Origin of the sequence: Pseudarthrobacter sp. AG30 (assembly GCF_003116525.1) — a bacterium.
GTDB lineage: Bacteria > Actinomycetota > Actinomycetes > Actinomycetales > Micrococcaceae > Arthrobacter.
Genome location: NZ_QEHL01000003.1, coordinates 353,145 through 373,492 on the forward strand (window position 1 = coordinate 353,145; position 20,348 = coordinate 373,492).

General features: G+C 66.0%; 21 protein-coding genes and 1 pseudogene. 10 read left to right on the forward strand and 12 right to left on the reverse strand.

All coding sequences use genetic code 11. The features are described 5' to 3' along the window. Positions 1-166 precede the first annotated feature (166 nt). Together DC347_RS04860 and pepN are read left to right on the forward strand one after the other, a co-directional pair. Complete coding sequence (locus DC347_RS04860) at positions 167-1,159, forward strand: YeiH family protein (protein WP_109044606.1); 993 nt, start codon at positions 167-169, stop codon at positions 1,157-1,159. Positions 1,160-1,192: 33 nt separating this feature from the next. Next, complete coding sequence (gene pepN, locus DC347_RS04865; RefSeq protein WP_109044607.1) at positions 1,193-3,829, forward strand: aminopeptidase N; 2,637 nt, start codon at positions 1,193-1,195, stop codon at positions 3,827-3,829. An 11-nt stretch (positions 3,830-3,840) separates the two neighbouring features. Here the strand turns inward: pepN and DC347_RS04870 are convergent, their stop codons facing one another. The 5 genes from DC347_RS04870 to DC347_RS04890 all read right to left on the reverse strand — a co-directional run bounded on the left by DC347_RS04870 (position 3,841) and on the right by DC347_RS04890 (position 7,863). Next, positions 3,841-4,935: a biotin/lipoate A/B protein ligase family protein gene (locus tag DC347_RS04870; RefSeq protein ID WP_206073883.1), complete on the reverse strand. Its 1,095-nt coding sequence runs from the start codon at positions 4,933-4,935 to the stop codon at positions 3,841-3,843. A gap of 97 nt (positions 4,936-5,032) precedes the next feature. Further along, positions 5,033-5,290 carry a type B 50S ribosomal protein L31 gene (locus DC347_RS04875; RefSeq protein WP_018761303.1) on the reverse strand — a complete coding sequence of 86 codons (258 nt, stop codon included), beginning with the start codon at positions 5,288-5,290 and terminating at the stop codon, positions 5,033-5,035. Positions 5,291-5,454: 164 nt separating this feature from the next. Beyond that, positions 5,455-6,264, reverse strand: a complete 810-nt coding sequence (locus DC347_RS04880) for an RNA methyltransferase (RefSeq protein ID WP_018761302.1) — start codon at positions 6,262-6,264, stop codon at positions 5,455-5,457. A gap of 7 nt (positions 6,265-6,271) precedes the next feature. Next, complete coding sequence (locus DC347_RS04885; RefSeq protein ID WP_109044609.1) at positions 6,272-7,057, reverse strand: sulfite exporter TauE/SafE family protein; 786 nt, start codon at positions 7,055-7,057, stop codon at positions 6,272-6,274. 20 nt (positions 7,058-7,077) lie between these two features. Then, on the reverse strand, positions 7,078-7,863 hold the full coding sequence (locus tag DC347_RS04890) for an ABC transporter ATP-binding protein (protein ID WP_018761300.1): 786 nt from the start codon (positions 7,861-7,863) through the stop codon (positions 7,078-7,080). Positions 7,864-7,987: 124 nt separating this feature from the next. On the opposite strand from DC347_RS04890, the gene serB reads away from it, so the two are divergent. Next, entirely contained in the window at positions 7,988-8,881 is an 894-nt protein-coding gene (gene serB / locus DC347_RS04895; protein WP_109044702.1) for a phosphoserine phosphatase SerB, read from the forward strand. Between the two features lie 72 nt (positions 8,882-8,953). On the opposite strand, the gene DC347_RS04900 is transcribed toward serB, so the two are convergent. Both DC347_RS04900 and DC347_RS04905 read right to left on the reverse strand, forming a co-directional pair. Continuing rightward, positions 8,954-9,706, reverse strand: coding sequence for an SDR family oxidoreductase (locus DC347_RS04900; RefSeq protein ID WP_109044610.1), 753 nt, complete (start codon positions 9,704-9,706; stop codon positions 8,954-8,956). Positions 9,707-9,846: 140 nt separating this feature from the next. Beyond that, the gene (locus DC347_RS04905; protein ID WP_109044611.1) at positions 9,847-10,572 is read right to left on the reverse strand and encodes a beta-ketoacyl-ACP reductase; all 726 of its coding nucleotides are present in this window, start codon (positions 10,570-10,572) and stop codon (positions 9,847-9,849) included. Positions 10,573-10,724: 152 nt separating this feature from the next. Between DC347_RS04905 and DC347_RS04910 the strand changes: the two genes are divergently transcribed. The 4 genes and pseudogenes from DC347_RS04910 to DC347_RS04925 all read left to right on the forward strand — a co-directional run bounded on the left by DC347_RS04910 (position 10,725) and on the right by DC347_RS04925 (position 12,764). Continuing rightward, positions 10,725-11,153, forward strand: coding sequence for a DUF3099 domain-containing protein (locus tag DC347_RS04910; protein ID WP_018761296.1), 429 nt, complete (start codon positions 10,725-10,727; stop codon positions 11,151-11,153). Next, positions 11,150-11,410, forward strand: coding sequence for a hypothetical protein (locus DC347_RS04915; protein WP_109044612.1), 261 nt, complete (start codon positions 11,150-11,152; stop codon positions 11,408-11,410). Before DC347_RS04910 ends, DC347_RS04915 begins: the two co-directional genes overlap by 4 nt. Next, entirely contained in the window at positions 11,411-12,286 is an 876-nt protein-coding gene (locus DC347_RS04920; RefSeq protein WP_018761294.1) for an SURF1 family protein, read from the forward strand. Positions 12,287-12,288: 2 nt separating this feature from the next. Then, positions 12,289-12,764 (forward strand): annotated as a pseudogene (locus tag DC347_RS04925) (YbaK/EbsC family protein). Here the strand turns inward: DC347_RS04925 and DC347_RS04930 are convergent. Beyond that, entirely contained in the window at positions 12,761-14,359 is a 1,599-nt protein-coding gene (locus tag DC347_RS04930) for an ABC-F family ATP-binding cassette domain-containing protein (protein WP_018761292.1), read from the reverse strand. The pseudogene DC347_RS04925 and the gene DC347_RS04930 sit on opposite strands and share 4 nt — an antisense overlap. A 209-nt stretch (positions 14,360-14,568) precedes the next feature. On the opposite strand from DC347_RS04930, the gene DC347_RS04935 reads away from it, so the two are divergent. Further along, on the forward strand, positions 14,569-15,633 hold the full coding sequence (locus DC347_RS04935) for a spore photoproduct lyase family protein (RefSeq protein ID WP_109044613.1): 1,065 nt from the start codon (positions 14,569-14,571) through the stop codon (positions 15,631-15,633). 26 nt (positions 15,634-15,659) lie between these two features. On the opposite strand, the gene DC347_RS04940 is transcribed toward DC347_RS04935, so the two are convergent. After that, the gene (locus DC347_RS04940; RefSeq protein ID WP_018761290.1) at positions 15,660-16,664 is read right to left on the reverse strand and encodes a DUF808 domain-containing protein; all 1,005 of its coding nucleotides are present in this window, start codon (positions 16,662-16,664) and stop codon (positions 15,660-15,662) included. Between the two features lie 97 nt (positions 16,665-16,761). Continuing rightward, the gene (locus DC347_RS04945; RefSeq protein WP_018761289.1) at positions 16,762-17,199 is read right to left on the reverse strand and encodes a VOC family protein; all 438 of its coding nucleotides are present in this window, start codon (positions 17,197-17,199) and stop codon (positions 16,762-16,764) included. 307 nt (positions 17,200-17,506) lie between these two features. Between DC347_RS04945 and DC347_RS04950 the strand changes: the two genes are divergently transcribed. Beyond that, entirely contained in the window at positions 17,507-17,911 is a 405-nt protein-coding gene (locus DC347_RS04950; protein WP_109044614.1) for a VOC family protein, read from the forward strand. Between the two features lie 110 nt (positions 17,912-18,021). Here DC347_RS04950 and DC347_RS04955 read toward each other — a convergent pair whose 3' ends face one another. Together DC347_RS04955 and DC347_RS04960 are read right to left on the reverse strand one after the other, a co-directional pair. Continuing rightward, positions 18,022-18,588, reverse strand: a complete 567-nt coding sequence (locus DC347_RS04955; RefSeq protein ID WP_109044615.1) for a dihydrofolate reductase family protein — start codon at positions 18,586-18,588, stop codon at positions 18,022-18,024. A 148-nt stretch (positions 18,589-18,736) separates the two neighbouring features. Then, on the reverse strand, positions 18,737-19,669 hold the full coding sequence (locus DC347_RS04960) for an NADP-dependent oxidoreductase (protein ID WP_109044616.1): 933 nt from the start codon (positions 19,667-19,669) through the stop codon (positions 18,737-18,739). A gap of 90 nt (positions 19,670-19,759) precedes the next feature. Between DC347_RS04960 and DC347_RS04965 the strand changes: the two genes are divergently transcribed. After that, on the forward strand, positions 19,760-20,260 hold the full coding sequence (locus tag DC347_RS04965) for a MarR family winged helix-turn-helix transcriptional regulator (RefSeq protein ID WP_109044617.1): 501 nt from the start codon (positions 19,760-19,762) through the stop codon (positions 20,258-20,260). The last annotated feature ends 88 nt before the right edge of the window (positions 20,261-20,348 follow it).

Here is a 20,348-nt window from a genome sequence, read left to right on the forward strand (position 1 = left end):
CCATCTTTTTGTTTCGAATTCATTACTGCCATCCATTCTGGCGTGTTGGCACCGATGGCCCGGTTCGTACTTTACGGGCCTCTTCGGGCACAGTAGGTGAGTGCCAGACAGCAGAAGCCTCCCAGCGCCGGGCCACGGCGGTTCCCGTCGCCCGCTGGTCCGGCTCATGGCAGGCATACTGACCGCGGCAGCCGCCGTTGCCGCCGCGTTTCTCGTGCACGGACTGGTTCCTGCCCTGCCGGCCATGACCGTTGCCGTGGTCCTGGGCGTCCTCGCCGCCAACCTGCCGGGATCGGGAGCGTGGACGGCCGGCCGTGCCAGGCCGGGGCTGGATTTCGCCGGCAAGCACCTGATGCGCGGCGGGATCGTGGTCCTGGGCCTGAAGGTCAGCGTCATGGACGTCCTGGGCCTGGGCTGGCCGGCGCTGGTCCTGATCGTGGGCGTCGTGGCTGCCAGCTTCGGCGGGACCTACGCGATCTGCCGCCTGTTCCGCCTGCCGCCGGTGACATCGCTGCTGGTGGCCACCGGGTTCTCCATCTGCGGCGCCTCGGCAATCGGCGCCATGGCCGCCGTCCGCCGCATCCGGCACGCGGATACGGTCCTGCCGGTGGCCCTGGTGACCCTCTGCGGAACCCTGGCCATTGGTGTCCTTCCCCTGCTTTCCCATCCGCTGGGGCTTTCCGCGGCCGTCTTCGGCGCCTGGACGGGTGCCTCGGTGCACGACGTCGGCCAGGTGGTGGCCACGGCGCAAACCGCCGGCACCGCGGCGCTGGCGATCGCCGTCGTCGTCAAGCTCACCCGGGTCCTGCTGCTGGCCCCGGTTGCCGCGCTGGCGGGGGCGCACCACCGCAGCGGCGCCCGGCCCCCGGCCGGGCCGGACGGTTCCACCGCGAAAAGGCCGCCGCTGGTGCCGTTGTTTGTCCTGGGGTTCGTTGCCATGGTGGCGCTCCGGTCAACGGGTTGGCTGGGTCCCGGCTGGCTCGAGGCCGGTGCCACCCTGCAGGACATCCTCCTGGGCGCAGCCTTGTTCGGGCTGGGCTCCGCGGTGCGGATCCGCACCCTGCTGCACACGGGCGGGCCGGCGCTCCTCGCGGCCCTCGCCTCCTGGCTCCTGATTGCCGTGCTGGGCCTCGCAGCCGCCTTCGTGATCGCGGGCTGAGTCAATCAAACGGCACCATGATTAGATAGCCGGGTGTCACATGAGAATCTGCAGCGCCGCGAAGCCGCTGAACGTTCAGTCCTGATCAGCACCACCAGTTACGACATCTCGCTGGATGTGCGGCAAGCGGCGGATCCGGCCGTCGCAGGGTACACGAGCCGCAGCGTCATCAACTTCACGGCTTCAGAGCCCGGCGCCAGCACGTTCCTGGATTTCATCGGCGGCGAAGTGCACAGCGTGTTCCTCAACGGCAAGGGCCTGCCGGTGGCGGAGGTGGTGGATGGCGCCCGGATCCGGCTGGACAACCTGCGGGCCGAGAACCAGGTGACCGTTACCGGCACGGCGTTGTACAGCCGCTCGGGCGAAGGCATGCACCGCTTCGTGGATCCGGCCGACGGCCAGTGCTACCTCTACACCCAGTACGAGCCGGCCGACGCCCGCCGGGTCTTCGCCAACTTCGAGCAGCCGGACCTCAAAGCCGCCTACACCTTCCATGTGACGGCGCCGGCCCACTGGCAGGTGGCATCCAACGGGGCAGAGGTGAACCGCACCCTGCTCACCAGCGATCCGGCTACCGCCCGGTGGGACTTCGCCACCACGCTGCCCCTGTCCACGTACATCACCACGGTCCTCGCCGGCCCCTACTTCAAGGCAGAAGACCGCTGGGAGGCAACGCTCGACGACGGCACCCGGCTGGACGTGCCGCTCGCCCTCTACTGCCGGGCGTCCATGGCGGCGTCCTTTGACCCGGAGGCGCTGTTCGGGCTCACCAAGGCAGGCCTGGACTTCTTCAACCGCCTCTTCGACTTCCCCTACCCTTGGGGGAAGTACGACCAGGCATTCGTGCCCGAGTACAACCTGGGCGCCATGGAAAATCCCGGCCTGGTCACCTTCACGGAAAGCTACGTCTTCACGTCCCGCGCCACGGATGCGCAGTACCAGGCCCGGGCCAACACCCTGATGCACGAGATGGCGCACATGTGGTTCGGCGACCTGGTGACCATGCAGTGGTGGGACGATCTTTGGCTCAAGGAGTCGTTCGCCGACTACATGGGCACCCTGGGCGTGGACCAGGCCACCGGCTGGGGCACCGCCTGGGTCAACTTCGCCAACAAGCGCAAGGCCTGGGCCTATGTGCAGGACCAGCTCCCCACTACCCACCCGATCGTGGCGGACATCCCCGACCTCGAAGCCGCCAAGCAGAACTTCGACGGCATTACCTACGCCAAGGGCGCCTCGGTGCTGAAGCAGCTGGTGGCCTACGTCGGCTTTGACGCCTTCATCGCCGGATCGCGGGAGTATTTCCGCAACCACGCCTATGGAAACACCACGCTGGCCGATCTCCTCGAGGCCCTGCAGGCCGCTTCCGGCCGGGATTTGACCGGTTGGGCCCGCCAGTGGCTGCAGACCTCCGGGATCTCCACCTTGTCCCTTGAGGTAGGCGCCGGCGGTTCCGACGACGGCCTGCCGGCAGGGGTGGCCATCGTCCAGGAAGCAGTGGACCCGGCCACCGGACGCGAAGAGCTGCGGCCGCACCGCCTCCGGGTCGGCTCCTACGATTTCGACGGCGAGGGCGCGCTGGTCCGTACCAAGAGCTTTGAGACCGACGTGGCGGGCGCCAGGACGGAACTCCCCCAGCTTGCCGCACAGCCACGGCCCGCCCTCATCCTGGTCAACGATGACGACCTGACGTACGCCAAGGTACGGCTGGACCCGGACTCCCTGGCGACTGTCCGCGCCGCCCTGGACCGGATCACCGACCCCATGGCCCGCGCCCTCTGCTGGACGGCCTTGTGGAACTCTGCCCGCGACGCGCAAAGCCCTGCCACGCTCTACGTGGACGCCGTAGCCGCGTTTGCCCCCGCCGAGACCGGAATCGGCGTCCTGTTGAACATCCTCGACAACGCGGCCACCGCCGTCGAACACTATGTCCCGCCGGCAGCCAGGGACTCGGTCCGCGCGTCCTTCCTCGCCACCGCGGCAACCGAACTGGACCGGGCCACACCGGGTTCGGACCAGCAACTGGCCTGGGCGCGGACCTTGGCGGGCTTCAGCAGGCACGATCCCGCCCTGCTCCCGCGGCTCCGCGGCCTGCTGGACGGCTCAGCTCCCGTGCCAGGCCTGGCCGTCGACGCTGAACTGCGCTGGCAACTGTGGCACGCGCTGGCCGCCAACGGACAGGCCACCGCCACCGAACTCGATGCCGAACTCGCCCGGGACACCACGGCCTCCGGCCGCGCCGGCCACGCAACGGCGATGGCGGCCCGTCCCGAAGCCCACGTGAAAGCGGCAGCCTGGGACGCCGCCGTGAAGAAAGACGAGCTTTCCAACCAGCTGCTGTCAGCCACCATCAATGGTTTCAGCACGGCACCGGCACAGTTGCTTGACCCGTACGTCGGCCCGTACTTCGATTGCCTGCGGACCGTTTGGGCTGAGCGGAGCATCGAAATCGCCAGCCGGATCGTGCGCGGGCTCTACCCGTCATCGCAGGACTTGGCGCAGGGCGCGGCTCCTGAACAGCATGCAGTGGTCCGGCGGACGGATGACTGGCTGGCGGCCAACGGGGATGCACCGCGAGCCCTGCGCCGGATCATCATCGAACAGCGAAGCCACCTGGTGCGGGCGCTCACGGCGCAGGCCGCCGGCGTTTCGTCATCGGTCGGCGGGTAACCGCCGTGAGGCTACGGAACGCGGTAGAGCCACTCCTCGGTGCCGAATTTCGCAGCCACGCGTTCCTCGGCGGCTGCGAGCTCGTGCCCGGCCAGCTGTGACGGGGCGGCCCCGTAGCGCTCGCTGAACACCTCGATCATGGCTTCGATGATCGCCATCCGGGCAAGGCCCGTCTGCCGGCGGAGCGGATCGACGCGCTTCTTTGCGCTGCGGGTGCCCTTGTCAGAGAGTTTTTCCTTGCCGATCCGCAGCACCTCGACCATCTTGTCGGCGTCGATGTCATAGCTCATGGTCACGTGGTGCAGCATTCCCCCGTTGGCCAGGCGTTTTTGCGCGGCGCCGCCGATCTTTCCCTGATCCGTGGCGATGTCGTTGAGGGGGACGTAGAAGGCGTTGATACCGAGCTTCTCCAGTGCCGCCATGACCCAGGCGTCCAGGAACGGGTAGGAGTCGGCGAAGCTCAGCCCGTCCACCAGCGTCTGTGGCAGGTAGAGCGAGTACGTGATGCAGTTGCCGGCTTCCATGAACATCGCGCCGCCGCCGCTGATCCGCCGGACCACGTTGATGCCGTGCTTGGCCACGCCGTCGGGATCCACCTCGTTCTGGACGGACTGGAAGCTGCCGATCACCACGGACGGTTCCTGCCAGTCCCAGAACCGGAGGGTGGGAGTCCGCTTCCCCGCTCCGACGGCCTCGGTGAGAACCTCGTCCAGGGCAACGTTGATTTCCGTGGGGAGCACCGTGGGCGCAATGACGTTCCAGTGGTGGTCCGTCCAGGAGGTCGCCTTGGCAAGCGCGCGGCGGACCGTCACGGCCACGGCGTCGGCCGAAAAGCCGAACAGGACGGCCCCGGCCGGGAGGGCGGCCGTGACGGCAGCAGCAAGGTCCGCGGCCGTCGTCGTCTCCGGCAGTCCGGTCAATGCCCGGTTGATGTCTTCCAGGGCTTCGTCGGGTTCGAGGAAGAAGTCGCCGCTGACGGAGACCTCCGCCAGAGCCCCGTCCTCGACGGAAAGGTCGACCACGACGAGTTTGCCGCCGGGGACCTTGTATTCGCCGTGCAGTCGCGGGGTGCCGGCAGGATCAGTGGCAGGAAAGGGCTGGCTCATGCTTCCCATCCTGCCCCAAAAAACGGGTGCACGGTTAAAGCAGAACGCCCGCACCGTTTCCGGTGCGGGCGTCCAGCAACAAGCTTGGGCGAAGGAATTACTTCTTGCCGCCGAAGCCCTTGAAGCGAGCGTTGAAGCGCTCGACGCGGCCTGCGGAGTCCATGATGCGCTGCTTGCCCGTGTAGAACGGGTGGGACTCGGACGAGATTTCGACGTCGATGACCGGGTAAGTGTTGCCGTCTTCCCACTCGATGGTCTTGGAGGAAGACACGGTGGAGCGGGTCAGGAACTTCGTGCCGGAGGCCAGGTCGTTGAAGACAACAGCTTCGTACTTCGGGTGGGTATCAGACTTCATAATTGGACCTTTGTTCGCGCAACTGGATTTTGCCAGTTGCCAGGTATGAATGGGATGGCTGGGATCTGTCGGATCAGCCGAAGCTGAAAAAGCAGGACAACCAGCTATCCATCATAGACCAAGCCGAGGGGGCTGACGAACCGGCGCCCCTGCGAAGGTGCAGGTCACCCCCGTGCGCGCAACTCCCAGAACGCCACGGCTGAGGCCGCGGCCACGTTGAGGGAATCCACGCCGTTGCGCATCGGGATTTTGACGGCGAGGTCGACGGCGGCCAGGGTGCCGGCGCTCATGCCAGCACCTTCGGTGCCGAGCACCAGGGCGAGCTTGTCCGGATTGCGGGCTGCCACGGCGTCGACGTCCTCGGCGTCCGGCGTCAGCTCCAGCGCGGCGACCGTGAATCCGTGGTCCTTGAGTACCTGCAGGTCCCCGGGCCAGTCCTGCAGGCGCGCCCAGGGCACCTGGAAGACGGTGCCCATACTGACCCGGACGCTCCGGCGGTAGAGCGGATCGCCGCACCTCGGCGAGACGAGCACCGCGTCAATATCCAAGGCTGCGGCAGAGCGGAAGATCGCGCCCACGTTGGTGTGGTCCACGATGTCCTCCAGCACGGCCACGCGGCGTGCACCGGCGAGGAGCTCCGGCAGGGGCACCGGGGCCGGGCGCTGCATCGCCGCCATCGCGCCGCGGTGGAGGTGGAAGCCGGTGATTTCCTCCAGCAAGGCGGCCGAGCCAATGTACGCGGGAACGTCAGGGTAGGCCTGGAAGACGTCGTCGAGGTCCGCCATCCACTTCTCTGCCAGGAAGAATGAGCGCGGCGCATGGCCTGCCGCCAGCGCGCGGCGGAGCACCCGCGACGATTCGGCGATATACATCCCCTCGGCAGGCTCGCGGAGCTTGCGCAAGTGGACATCGGTCAGCGTGGTGTAGTCGCTTACGCGCGGGTCATCGGCGGATTCGAGGTAGTGGAAGGTCACCGGGTGATTATTTCAGCAGGTTGGCGATCATAACGCCCAGGGCCACGATGCCCAGGCTGAAGATGACCGCCCGGAGGACGCGCGGCGAGAGCTTCCGGCCCACCTTGGATCCCATCAGGCCGCCGATGGTGGAACTGACGGCGATCAGCAGCACCACCAGCCAGTTGATCCGGTCGAAGGCGAAGACCAGGTAGGAGATGGCGGCCACCATGTTCACGCCGAGGACCAGGATGTTCTTCATGGCGTTCGCGTTCTGGATGGTCCCGGTGAGGAACACCCCGAGGATTCCTACCAGCAGGATTCCCTGTGCCGCGACGAAATAGCCACCGTACACGCCGGCCAGGTACACGAGCACCACCAGGAGGATCCCGTGGCGCTTGTCCCGTACGGCGTGTTCGGGATTGGCCTCGCGGTTGCGGACCCAGTCCTGGAGCCTGGGCTGGAAAACCACCATCAGCAGCGCCAATACCAAGAGCACGGGAGCGACATAGTGGAAAACCTGTTCGGGCAGGTGCAGCAGCAGCCACGCCCCGGTGATCCCGCCGAGGACCGACGCCGGCAGGAGCCGGAGCACCTGGCGGCCCCGCCCTGCGAGCTCCCGGCGGTAGCCGAACGCACCGGCCGCGGTACCGGCCACGAGGCCCATGGCGTTGCTCATGGAAGCTACAACCGGGGCCACCCCCAGGGCGATGAGGACCGGGAAGGTGACCAGGGTCCCGGAGCCAACTACTGCATTGATGGTGCCGGCCCACAGGCCGGCGACGAACACAATGGTGCTGCTGAAAAATTCCACAACGGTTCGGCAGGCGTGGCTTAGCGGCGTGCTGTAGCTGTGTAACGGCCCGCGTTTTCGGACACATCCAAGGGAAGGCCGAAAGTAGTGCTCAGGTGTTCTTCGGTGAGGACCTCGGTGATGGGGCCGGCGGCCACCACGCCTCCGTCCCGGAGCAACATGGCGTGCGTGAAGCCGGGGGGCACTTCTTCGAGGTGGTGCGTGACCAGGACCATGGCCGGAGCGGCCTCGTCGCGGGCGAGCTCGCCAAGCTTGTGCACCAGTTCTTCACGTCCCCCAAGATCCAGGCCTGCGCCCGGCTCATCCAGCAGCAGCAGCTCGGGATCGGTCATCAGGGCGCGGGCGATCTGGACGCGCTTCCGCTCCCCCTCGGACAGGGTGGCGAAGGTCCGGTTGAGCAGCGGTCCCATGCCCCAGTCGTTCAAAAGCCGGAAGGCGCGCCGTTCGTCGTCGCGCTCGTACCCTTCCCGCCAGCGTCCGGTGACACCGTACGCCGCGGTGACCACCACGTTGAGGACATTCTCATGCTCAGGGATCTGGGTGGCCAAGGCCGCCGATGACAGGCCAATGCGTGGCCGGAGCTCGAAGACGTCCACCCGGCCAAGGACTTCGTCAAGGATGCCGGCCGTGCCGCTGCTGGGGTGGAGCCGTGCTGCGGCAATCTGGAGGAGGGTGGTTTTGCCGGCACCGTTCGGGCCAAGGATGACCCACCGCTCGCCCTCGTTGACCTGCCAGTCGACCTTGTCCAGCAGGGTCTTCTTACCACGGACAACGCTGACGGAGTCCAGTTCCAGAACATCACTCATAGGAATAGACACTAGGACAAAAAAGATGATGACTGATAACCGGCGTGAAGGTCCCCGGGAACCCCCGAAGGCGGGTGCGCAACGAATGCAGGGGACCTTGTTGCCGCTCGATAAGATTGCAGGCATGACTTCGAACGTTACTGCGGTCAGCTATGGCCAAAATTTGACCCCCGACGGGCTGGAGCAGCTGCGTTCCGTCCTTGCTGCACAGGGCGCCGAGGTGCTGTCCGAGACCGGCCTGGGCGATGACCGCTACCAGGTGTCCCTGGCCGAACTCGCCTTTCCCGACAACACGGCGGCCGGGCTCGCGTCCCTGCGGCGGGCCGTGGCAGAGGCCGCGATCGAGGGTTTTGACACCGCCCTGGTGCCGGCCGGGCTGCGCGCCGCCGAACGGAAGCTGCTGATCATGGACGTCGATTCCACCCTGATCCAGCAGGAGGTTATCGAACTCCTGGCCGCGTACGCCGGCAAGCGGGAAGAAGTGGCCGCCGTGACCGAGGCCGCCATGCGCGGCGAACTGGATTTCGCGCAGTCCCTCCACGCCCGGGTGGCTGTCCTCGCGGGGCTGCCGGCCGACGTCGTCAATTCCGTCCGCCACGAAGTCCAACTCAGCGAAGGGGCCGCCGAACTGGTTGCCGCGTTCAAGGCCGCAGGCCACGTGGTGGCTGTGGTCTCCGGTGGCTTCAACCAGATCCTCGCACCGATCGCCGCGGACCTTGGCCTGGACTACTGGCAGGCCAACGAACTGGAAATCGTGGACGGTGCGCTGACCGGCAAGGTGCTCGGCGCGGTGGTGGACCGGGCCGCGAAGGAGAAGTACCTGCGCGAGTGGGCCGCGGCGGAGGGCATTGCCCTGGAACACACCGTGGCCGTAGGCGATGGCGCCAACGACCTGGACATGCTCGGCGCCGCCGGCATCGGGGTGGCGTTCAACGCCAAGCCGGCCGTCAGGGCGGTAGCGGATGCCGCAGTGAACATGCCTTACCTGGACGCCGTCCGCTACATCGCTGGGGTCTGAGTCCCTGCAAACAACTGATGGGCTCCGCTTGGCGGAGCCCATCAGGGATTTAAGGTGTACAACAGCGGGCGGCTACTGGACGCCCTTGCCGAAGTAGTCTGCGCCGCCGGCATACTCGGTGTGGCCGGACTCGACGTCGGCCGTTGCCATACCGGCCACAACCTGGGCGAATTCCTCCACGGAGTACAGCTTCCCGGCTTCGGCGCGGCGTGCCTCGATGGCACCTGGCGTGGAGCGGTCCAGGAGCGTGGCGGTGACGGTGCCTTCGATCATGTCCCCGGAGACCACCACGAGGGAGATGCCCTTCTCCGCGAGGTTGGGGATCAGTTCCCGGAGGGCGTCCTCACCGGCGCGCTTGCTGCGGGCAACGGGCTCGTACGCTTCCATGGTGGGAACGGTGTTGATGAAGTGGGCCTGGTGGCTGGTGACAAACACCACGCGGGAGCCTTCCCGCATGAGGGGCACGGCGGCGTTGAGCATGTTCACCTGCGCGTCGCGGTTCAGTTTGAGCGCGTAGTCCTCCCCCATCCCCGTTTCCATGCCGCCGGAGGCGTTCAGGACCAGGATGTCCAGGGACCCGAAGTTTTCCATGGCCGCGCTGGCCAGCGCCTGCACGCCTTCCTGCGTGGTGAGGTCGGCACCGACGGCTACCGCCCGGCCGCCGTCGGCCTCGATTCCCTGTACCACTTTGTTGGCGCGGGGCGCCTTCTGGCGGTAATTGACGACGACGGCGGCGCCTTCCGAGGCGAGGATCTTGGCTACGTCCGCGCCGATGCCCCGCGATGATCCGGTGACGATGGCCGTCTTGTTGTCCAGCAGTCCCATACGAGCTTCCTTTGTTCGAAACATCCAAATCGTTGTGGCCTGCAGTCCATCATGCCAGCGGCTGTTCCCAATGCCTTTGTCCGACCTCGACAAATAAGGGCCACCGGCCTAGTGCACTGCAGGGCCGTGGGCGGGGCTGGTCAGTGCCCCATGCCCAGGCCGCCGTCCACCGGGATGACGGCCCCGGAGATGTAGGCGGCTTCGTCGCTGGCGATCCAGCGGACCACATTGGCAACCTCTGACGCTTCGGCGAAGCGGCCGGCCGGAATGCTGGCCAGGTAGTCCTTCTGGGTTGCTTCGGGGAGTTCGGCGGTCATGTCGGTATTGATGAAACCGGGGGCCACCACGTTGGCGGTGATGCCGCGTGAACCAAGTTCGCGGGTGAGGGACCGGGCGATGCCCACCAGTCCGGCCTTGGACGCGGAGTAGTTGATCTGGCCCGGAGCGCCATACAGGCCGGACACCGAGGAGATCAGGACGACGCGGCCCTTGCGCAGCCGGATCATCCCTTTGGACGCACGCTTGATGACGCGGAACGCGCCGGTGAGGTTGGTGTCGATCACGGAGGTGAAGTCGTCCTCGCTCATGCGCAGCAGCAGCGTGTCCTTGGTGATGCCGGCATTGGCCACCAGGACTTCGACGGGGCCGTGGGCGGCTTCCACTTCCTTGAAGGCTGCGTCCACGGAGGCCTCGTCGGTCACGTCGGCCTTGACCCCGAGGATTCCCTCCGGCAGCTGCGATTCACTGCGGTAGGTCACGGCCACTTTGTCGCCGTTGGCCAGGAATGCCTGTGCGATTGCCAGGCCGATACCGCGGTTTCCGCCGGTGATCAGGACGCTGCGGGCTGCGGAAACTGCTTCAGTCATAGAGGGCTCCGGTTTTCTGCGGCAGGCTGGGCCGCGGTTGCAGTGAGTGGTTTGGGCTGCCTCTGATCTTAGCGGCAGCCCCGGTACGGGTTTGGGCAGCACTGCCGATGGTGCGAGAATTGAGGGAAGCCTTTGGAGCGTGATTATTCACCGTGACCCTTGAAAACCATGCGGGACATTCCGCGCCCGGAGAACCGGGCCGGTTCTCCGGCGATACCGAGGTACACAGCATTACCGAAGCTGCTGGAGCGCACTCGGAGGACATGCGACAGCGGATGATCAAGTACGCCCTGGCAATGGGCATCCGCATGGTTTGCCTGGTCATGATTTTCGTGGTGGACGGCTGGTTCAAGATCATTGCGGTGGCCGGCGCGGTGTTCCTTCCCTGGGTGGCCGTGGTCATAGCCAACGGCAACGACAAGGCCGAAGGGCACAGCGACCTGCTGATCGATTCCGCGCCCCTGGCGGAGCTCGAAAGCCCGGCTCCCCCGGCCGAGGACGAAGAAGCAGGGAGCGCGGTGCTCCAGGGCGAACTGGTAGCAGACGACGAGGAACAGGGAGAGGAGCGGCAGGCGCCATGAGCCTTTTCGATTTCGCAGCAGGATCGGACATGCCATCGGAGTCAGCGGCTCTCTGCTCGCGGAAGGCCTGCAGGTCCGAAGCGTCCTGGCAACTCCTCTGGAACAATCCCAAGATCCACGCTCCCGAGCGGCGGAAGACCTGGCTGGCCTGCGCGGAGCACCGGGTATGGCTTGAGGACTATCTGCAAACGCGGGGACTCTGGAAGGAGACCCTTCCCCTGCAGTCGGACGCGGTCCCCCTGGAGCAGGACATCTGAATGTACCGCTTCCTCTTCTCCAGCAAGTGGCTGGGCTATCTCCTGCTGGCCGCCATCTTTGCCACGGCCTGCGTCTTCCTGGGCCGCTGGCAGATGGACCGCCGCGCCGAAACCCTTGCCGAAATCAACAGGGTCGTCAACAACTATTCGGCAACCCCCATCCCTTTCTCCCAGGCGAAGGACCAGTTCGCGCAGCTGGACCCGGCCAAGGAATGGACCCAGGTTGAGCTCAAGGGAACCTACGATGCTGCCGGCCAGCGCGTGGTGAGGAACCGGCCCCTCAACGGCCAGCCGGGGTACGAGGTTGTTGTCCCGTTCCGGCTGGACAGCGGCGAAACCGTGGTGATCGACCGGGGTTGGCTGCCCATCGGAAACAAGAATCCCGGCAGTCCGGATTCGGTGCCGGCGCCCCCGGCCGGTGAGGTGACCGCCGTCGTGCGCTTGAAGCACAGCGAGCCCGAGCTGCAGCGCGGGGCACCCACGGGACAATTGGCGTCCATCGACCTGCAAACTTATGCGGCGCAACTGGGCTATCCGGTGTTCACGGGCGCGTACGGCCAGCTGGCCTCGGAAACGCCCGCTGTTGCCGACATGCCCGTGGCGTTCCCCAAGCCGTCCACGGACGAGGGGACGCACCTGTCCTACTCCCTGCAGTGGTTCGCGTTCGGCGTGCTCATGTTCGTCGGCTTTGGCTATGCGGCGCGGCAGCAGGCGCGCAACGCCGCGATTGACGCCGAGGATGAGGAGACGCCCGCCGACGGGGCCGTCCACTCCGCCGTCCCGGCCGCCCGCCGTCGGCCGGCACCAGCGCGGAAGCGCACCAAAGCGACGGCCGAGGAAGAAGAAGACGCCCTCCTGGACGCGCAGGGGTTCTAAGAATGAGCGGGTACGACGCCGGCCCGGTCGCCTTGGTGCGCTCGGCACTGCTCGAAGCAGGGTTACCGGATACGGTGCGGAATTTTGCTGCCGGCGTCCCCACCGCCCTGGCAGCGGCGGAAGCGCTGGGGTGCGACGTTGCGGCCATTACCAACAGCCTGGTTTTTGAGCTGGACGGCCGGCCGCTGCTGATCCTCGCCAGCGGCGCGGCGCGGGTGGACACGAAGCTGGTGTCCGGGCAGCTGGGCCACGGCAGGATCCGCCGGGCCTCCCCAGACTTTGTCCTGGAACACACGGGCCAGCAGGTGGGCGGCGTGGCACCGGTGGGCCACCCAGGCCCATCAGGAGCCTCCTGGATACCAGCCTGCGGGAACACGAAGTGCTCTGGGCCGGAGCAGGCGACCATAACTCCATGTTCAGCATCACCTACCAGCAGCTGCTCCGCATGACCGCGGCCCGGGAGCTGACCGTCCGCTAGGCCAGGGTGATCAGGTCCAGGTAGTCCTCGTTCCAGAGGTCCTCCACACCGTCCGGGAGCATGACGACGCGTTCGGGGTTGAGGGCCTCCACCGCGCCCTCGTCGTGGCTGACCAGGACGACGGCGCCGGTGTAGTTCCGCAGGGCGCCCAGGATTTCGGCGCGGCTGGCGGGGTCCAGGTTGTTGGTAGGTTCATCGAGGAGCAGGACGTTGGCGCTGGAAGCCACGATGGTGGCCAGGGCCAGGCGGGTCTTCTCTCCGCCGGAGAGGACGCCGGCGGGCTTGTCGACGTCGTCGCCGGAGAACAGGAACGAGCCCAGGATGCCGCGGACCTCGGCGTCCTTCATGTCCGGCGCGGAGGAGCGCATGTTCTCCAGCACGGTGCGGTCGTGGTCCAAGGTTTCGTGTTCCTGGGCGTAGTAGCCCACCTTGAGCCCGTGGCCTGGGATGACCTCGCCGGTGTCCGGTGCGTCCACGCCGGCGAGCATGCGCAGCAGGGTGGTCTTGCCGGCGCCGTTGAGCCCCAGGATGACCACCTTGGAACCGCGGTCGATCGCCAGGTCCACGTCGGTGAAGATTTCCAGCGAACCGTAGGATTTGCTGAGCCCGTCCGCGGTGAGCGGGGTCTTGCCGCAGGGCGACGGATCGGGGAAACGAAGCGCTGCCACGCGGTCCTGCTCGCGGACCGCTTCCAGGCCGCTGAGCAGCCGTTCGGCACGCTTGGCCATGTTCTGCGCGGCGACGGCCTTGGTGGCCTTGGCCCGCATCTTGTTGGCCTGGTCCATGAGGACCTGTGCCTTCTTTTCGGCATTGGCGCGTTCACGCTTGCGGGCGCGCTCATCCGTCTCGCGCTGCTGGAGGTAGCGCTTCCAGTCCATGTTGTAGAAGTCGATCTGGGCACGGTTGGCGTCCAGCAGGAACACCTTGTTGACGGTGGCTTCCAGCAGGTCCGTGTCGTGGCTGATGACGATCAGGCCGCCCTGATGGTTCTTCAGGAAGTCACGCAGCCAGGCGATGGAGTCGGCGTCGAGGTGGTTGGTGGGCTCGTCCAGCAGCATCGTCTCGGCATCGGAGTACAGGATGCGGGCCAGCTCCACGCGGCGCCGCTGCCCGCCGGAGAGCGTCTTCAGCGGCTGGTTCAGCAGGCGGTCGGGGAGGGCGAGGTTGGAACAGATCGACGCCGCTTCAGCCTCGGCCGCGTAGCCGCCCGCGGCCAGGAACTCCGATTCCAGCCGGTCGTAGCGGTTCATGGCCTTCCGCTGGACCTCGGGGTCCTCGCTGGCCATCTCATCGTGCGCCTTGCGGAGTTTGCCGACGACGATATCGAGGCCACGGGCAGAGAGGATCCGGTCCCGGGCCAGCTGTTCCATGTCAGGGGTCCGCGGATCCTGGGGAAGGTAGCCGATTTCGCCGCTGCGGGTGACCTTGCCGGCAGCCGGAAGCCCCTCCCCTGCAAGGACGCGGGTCAGCGTGGTCTTGCCGGCCCCGTTCCGGCCCACCAGGCCGATCTTGTCCCCTTTGTCGATGCGGAAGCTCACCTGGTCCATGAGGAGCCGGGCGCCGGCACGCAGTTCAAGATCCTGGACAGTAATCACAGCAGGTAAGGCCTTTCACAAACAGGGATAAGCCGCGGCCCGGAGCGTCTGTGGTTGGGCGGGGCGGTAAACGGCCGGCGAACGGCACAGTCCAGTCTACCGTCCAGCGGGCCACCGCAATTTCAACGTCCGGGCCAGTGGATTATCGGTGCCGGCACCGGCCGTGGCGTGCGGATGCCGGCTTCCTGCACCCATGGAGAATGGGGTGCATGGAATTTGACCGTCTCCTCCAGGTCCGCCGCATCTATGCCCAGCCTGAAGCTTTGGAGCTGCCCCGTGGCCAGGAGATCGTGGCACGCTGGCCGGATGCCGACGTTGTGCTGGTGGAGAACCATTGGAACATTCCGGACGTCCACGGTGACGAAACGAACGTCCCGCGGTGGTCACGGATCAAGACGGAGGCGCTGGTCCTCGGCGTGAAGAAGTCGCTGGCCGTCAAGCCCAACGGGCGTTCGGCGGACTTCATCGCACCCTCGACCGCCAACGGGTGTGCCATGGCGTGCGCCTACTGCTATGTTCCCCGCCACAAGGGCTACAGCAACCCGGTCACCGTGTTCGCCAACATCGGCCAGATCGCCGGAGCCATCGAACGGCATGCCGCCCGCCAGGGGATCAAGCTGGAGCCCAACCAGTGCGACGCTGAGCTCTGGGTCTATGACATCGGAGAAAACAGCGACTGCTCCGTAGACGCCCTGATCAGCGACAACGTGGAAGAGCTGGTCGCGTTGTTCCGCGAACTGCCCAACGCCAAGCTGTCCTTCGCCACGAAGTTCGTCAACCCCGCGATGCTGGAATGGGACCATGGCGGCCACACCAGGATCCGCTTTTCATTGATGCCCGCGGACCTGGCAAAGTCCATCGATGTCCGCACATCGCCGGTTGCCGACAGGATGGCCGCCATCAACGATTTTGTTGCAGCCGGCTACGAAGTGCACGTGAATTTCTCCCCGGTCATCATCACGGATACCTGGCTTGCGGACTGGGAACAACTGCTGCGCCAACTCGACGCAACCCTGACCTCCGAAGCCAAAGCCCAACTGGCGGCGGAGGTCATCTTCCTCACCCATAATGAGCAGCTGCACAACGTCAACCTTGGCTGGCACCCACAGGCAGAGGAGGTGCTGTGGCGTCCCGGCCTGCAGGAAGCCAAGGTCTCGTCGAACGGCTTCAGCAACGTCAGGTACCGCGCCCGGGCGAAGGCCGGTTACGTGCGGCAGCTCTCCACACTCGTCGCCGACATAGCGCCGTACTGCCGGATCCGCTACGCGTTCTAGCGGAGGCTGTTGTTCGCCGCGCGGCGTCAGCCCTGGTGATTCTCCGACTGCCGGCGGGCGGCCGCGTCATGACCGTCCTTGGCTTCTTTGGCCTTGCCAAACGGCAGCACTTTCATCAGCGGGCCCACGACGGCCAGGACCACCAGGCCCCAGGCAAGTCCCAGTACCGCCGAGCACAAAGTGTTGACGAGCCACGCGAGGAGGCCGCCGACGGCTGGAACGGATTCCACCGGGTGCTCCAGGGCGTGGACGAGGTCGTAGGGTGCGTGCCAGCCGAGATCGTGGGCCCCCTGCAGCATGATGTGGCCGCCAACCCACAGCATGGCAATCGTGCCGACGAACGTGATGGCCGCCAGGACGGCCGGCATCCCCCTGACGAGCAGTTCACCGATGCGCTTTGAACGTGACGAGTCCTTGTCCATCAGGTGCAGCCCGATATCGTCCATTTTGACGATGAGGGCCACCGCACCGTAAACCAGCACCGTGATGGCAAACGCCACCAGCACCAGAATGAACGCCCGGACCCAAATGGATTCCGTTGCCACCTCATTCATGGAGATGACCATGATTTCGCAGGACAGGATGAAGTCGGTGGTGATGGCGCCCTTGACCACTTTTGCCTCGGCATCGTGCCCGCGCTCCACGGCCGGAGCCTCCCCGGCGTCATGATGGCCGCCACGGAACTTGTGCCAGACCTTCTCCGCTCCTTCATAGCAGAGGTAGGTACCGCCGAGCATGAGGATGAAGGGGATGATCCCGGGAACGAACGCACTGATGAGCAGCAGGGCCGGGAGGATGATCAAGAGCTTGTTGCGAATCGAGCCCCAGAAGATCTTCTTGATCATTGGCAGTTCCCGGGCCGGGTCCGCACCTGAGACGTACTGCGGGGTGACGGCGGCGTCGTCGATGACCACGCCCGCGGCCTTGGCTCCGGCCTTTGCGGCGCCGGCCGCGACGTCGTCCACCGAGGCGGCCGCGATCCGGGCCAGCGCTGCCACGTCATCGAGCAGGGCGACGAGACCGCCGCTCACAGCCGGCCTCCGCGCAGTGTGCTATTGCGGCGGTGGGGATTTGGGGCAGGGTGCGTGATGGGCATGTTCGGAGTATATTGCAGGGCGCCGGGCGTCCTCAGCCCTTCTGCAGTTCCTCGGCGAACATCACAATGATTCCGCTTGGGCCGCGCACATAGGAGAGTTTGTAGACGTCGCCATACGTTGCGACGCCGCGCAGCGGGTGGCAGCCGTGCCTGGCAGCAATGCCAAGGGCATCCTCGATGCTGTCAACGGAGAAGGCCACTCGATGCATGCCGATTTCGTTGGGCAGGGTGGGCTCTGTGGGGATTGCATCGGGGTGGATGTATTCGAACAGTTCGAGGCGGCCGTTGCCGTCCGGGGTCTGGAGGAGGGCAATTTTGGCGTGGTTGCCGTCCAGGCCCACAGCCGTGTCTGCCCAGTCGCCGCTGACCGTGTCCCGGCCCAGGACGGTGAGGCCGAGGTCGGTGAAGAACGCGATTGTTGCTTCCAGATCGCTGACGGCGATGCCGACGTTTTCAAGTTTGATGGGCATACGGCACAGGGTACCAAGCAGGCGCTTCCCGCAAACCCCTGTTTTGGTGCGCAGTCTGCTGCCTGAGTCCCGCTCATGGCGGCAGACAGATGTGCCGACATGTCGTGTGACAGTCCTTAAACCGGCGTAACCAGTATTCGGCTGGGTTGGGGACGTCCAGTGATCGAGCGATTGTCCGGCTGGAAGTCAGTGGCGAAGCCACAGCGGACCCGGGCGGGACGCCTCGGCAACGCGGCGGCGCCCAGCCCAGTTGCGGACCGCCGCTGGGATCTTGACCTCATACTTGCATCTTGCAACTATGAGCCGCATGAGCCTCTTCATCACCTGCCCGGTTGACAGCGTTGAACGCGCCACCGCTTTCTACACAGCACTGGGCTGGACTCTCCAACCGGAAATGTCCAATCAGAACGTGTCATGTTTCGCGATCGCACCAGAGCAGTTCGTCATGCTCGGCAGCCGCGGGATGTATGCGAGCGTCGGCGGCGCCGAGGAGCTGGTAGGCGGACCCGATACGCCGTCAAAGGTCACTGTCTCGTTTGATGTCGGGAGCCGTGAGGCGGTCGATGAGCTCGTCGAGCGCGCCGGTGCCGCCGGCGGGCGGATCGGTGATACCGACGACTACCCCTTCATGTACCAGCGCCAGTTCGACGATCCTGACGGTTACCACTACTCGCCGTTTTGGATGAAACCGGACGCCGATCCGGCCGAGTGAGTGATCCGCCGCGGCCCGGCGTTGCGCGGGATCTTCCCTGCAGGCGAACTGACACTGATGAGCATCCATCTGATCTCAGCTTCAGCTAATACTGGTCCCGTTCAGACCATCTACGAACCCGTGGGCCCTGGCAGCACGGTCGGGACGTATTCGACCAGCTGGATGCGTCCATCGAAGGTCCGGCTGCCGATCATGTCGAGGGCGACGTCGGGGTACCCGTCGTAGATCCTCTCTCGGCCGGTGCTCCCGGTGATGACGGGGAAGATGACCACGCGGAAGCGGTCCACGAGACCTGCCTTCAGTAGCGACCGGCACAGCGTGAGGCTGCCTATCGTGCGCATTGACGTCGTCCCGGCTGCCTTCATCTCTCGCACGGCCTCAACGGCGTCCCGCGCGACGAGTTGAGCGTTCGCCCACGCGAGGGGTTCGCGCAATGTCTTCGAGAACACGATCGTCGACAGACCGGCCAGAGGTTCGGTACCGGGTTCGCCGGCAGCGGAGAGGCCTGACATGACGCGGTACGTCGTTGCCCCCATCAGCACGGTGTAGTCGACTTCGGGGGTATCTCCGAGCCATGCCAGGTATTCGGGCCCTTCAAGTCCCCACCAGCCCGGCCAGCCGTCCGCAGCCGCGTAGCCGTCGAGCGAGGTGATGAAGTCGATGAGGAGTTCGGGCATCGTCGGGTCCTTGTCCGAGAATTTCAGCTGGTGCGTTCATCCTCTCTCCGATGTAAGGCGGCTACAACGCCTGCTTGCCTGCCCACCAATGCAAAGCCAGAATGCCGGAAGCGTTCGCCATCCCCGAAACCGACGTTCGGGCAGCAGGTCAGCCCGCCAGGACAATGACCTTGCCGGGCACGCGGCCAACGCTCGCCTCCGCGTGGAGGGCAGGCAGTTCCGCGAGCGTAATGCGTCGGGTGACTTCGACGGTGAGTTGCCCGGCGTCGACCAGGGATACCAACTCTGAGAGGCGTTCGCGGTTGGGACGGACGTAGACGGTGGCAGCACGCACACCACGCGTCTCGTCGCCCGGCGTCTGCATGAATGCCGTGGTGCTGACCACCGCGCCGCCATCGCGCACCAGGGCCACCAGCGCGGCAAATCGCTCCGGCTCGATCGGAGCCAGGTTGAGCAGCACATCCACCTGCCCGTCGACGGCGCCGAGCAGGTCGACGGCCGTATGGTCGATGACCTCATCCGCGCCTGCCGCGCGGACAGCGTCGATACTGCGTGGACTTGCGGTTGCCACCACGTGCACGCCGGCGCGCTTCGCGAGTTGGATGGCGTATTTGCCCACCACACCGCCCGCCCCGACAATGAGCAGCCGCTGCCCCGCCTCCAGCTGCCCCTCGTCAACGAGGGCTTGCCAGGCCGTCAATGCCACTGAAGGCAGCGCCGCTGCATCAGCCAGTGGAATGGTCGCCGGGGCGGCCACGACCGCATCGGCGGGGGCAATGACGTAGTCCGCGGCGCCGCCGTCCTGTTCCATGGGCAGGAACCCGATGACCGGATCGCCTGCCGAAATACCCTCGACGCCTTTGCCTACCGCATCGACGATGCCGGATACGTCATAGCCGGGAACGTGCGGCAGCACCACCGGGATCGGCAGGAATCCCGCCCGCATTCCGTTATCGGCCGCATTGAAGGCGGACGCGGCTACACGCAGCCGGACCTCTCCTGCGGCCGGCACCGGCTGCTCGATCTCCGTGAGCTGAAGCACCTCGGGGCCGCCTACCTCGTGAAACTGCACTGCCTTCATGATTGTCCCTTTCAGTTGATGCTTCGAATTTGAAGCAATGGAATGAAGGTAGCATTGCTTCGAACTCGAATCAACCCCTAGGATGGAACCATGGACGAAGCACCCTCGAACCTGACCCCCACCCAGCTCGGGGCGTATTTCGCGTTCACGGAGGTCAGCAGCCTGCTCCGCCACGCAGTGGAGAAACAGCTCCGCGATGCCGGTGACCTCAGCTACGTCCAGTTCCAGCTCCTGGCCCGCCTCGGAGACGCCCCGGACGGGCAGCTGCGCATGACGGACCTCGCCGACGGCGTTGTCTACAGCCGCAGCGGGCTGACCTACCAGGCGCAATCGCTCGAACAGCGCGGCCTCGTCTCCCGCTCCCCCTCCCCCGAGGACGAACGCAGCACCGTCCTGACACTCACCGACGCCGGCCGCACCGTACTCGGGGCCGTGTTCCCCGGCCATATCAACGCCGTGCGGAGCTTGCTGTTCGCGGCCCTGTCAGACAGCGACGTTGACGACCTCGCGCGCATCCTCGGCCGGGCATCCGCGCACCTCCGCGCAGCTCCGCCGCGCTCAGCCGCACCCCGCCGTCGGAAGGCAACCTAGGAGCCAATTTGTGCCCAGCCCAACGCAGCCCGCACCCGGCGTAGTAGACCCCCTACAAAATAGGCACCGTTCCACCCCGGTAACGTCG